Source organism: Paraburkholderia sediminicola (assembly GCF_046026895.1).
Taxonomy (GTDB): Bacteria; Pseudomonadota; Gammaproteobacteria; order Burkholderiales; family Burkholderiaceae; genus Paraburkholderia; species Paraburkholderia sediminicola_C.
On the sequence record NZ_JAQQEU010000283.1, the window covers coordinates 1 to 505 of the forward strand.

The 505-nt window shown below is 59.2% G+C and carries 1 protein-coding gene; it reads right to left on the reverse strand.

Features of this window, described 5'->3' with window-relative positions; genetic code table 11:
- Nucleotides 1–505: TniB family NTP-binding protein (locus PQR02_RS40775; RefSeq protein ID WP_408243446.1), on the reverse strand; the 505-nt coding region annotated here is incomplete at both ends.

Consider the following 505-nt stretch of genomic DNA (forward strand, 5'->3'; position numbering starts at 1 on the left):
ATCTCGCGTCGCGCGAGGTCCGACGGCTTGCGCAGCGGCAGCACCCGTTCAAATGCGGCAAGCAGCCGCCGCAGACCGTCGCTTTCGCGCCAGCGCGGGATCTCAAATGGCGTATAACGGCTGATCATCTGGGTATCGGTTTGAAGCGCCAATACTGCATCGCGTGTTCCGACCAGAACCATGCTGATCTGCAGATCATTGGCGAGGAACTTGAGACGATTCAGGGACGCACGCTGCTCGCGATAGCTGCCCGCCAGCAGATGATGGATCTCGTCGACAACCAACATCCGTGGGGATACGCGTCTGAGAATGTCACGAGCCAGTCGTTCCAGGGACGCCAGACCAGCCGCAGCATTGTGCGGAGCTCCTAGCTCGAAAAGAAGCCCCGAATAAAATCGATGCTGGTCTGGAGTCGGCGGCATCTGCATGGAAACGACCGAACAACGTTCGACCCCGCTTCGTTCGTCAAACTCGTTGGGATGCGCTCGCCGGAATTTGGCGGTGA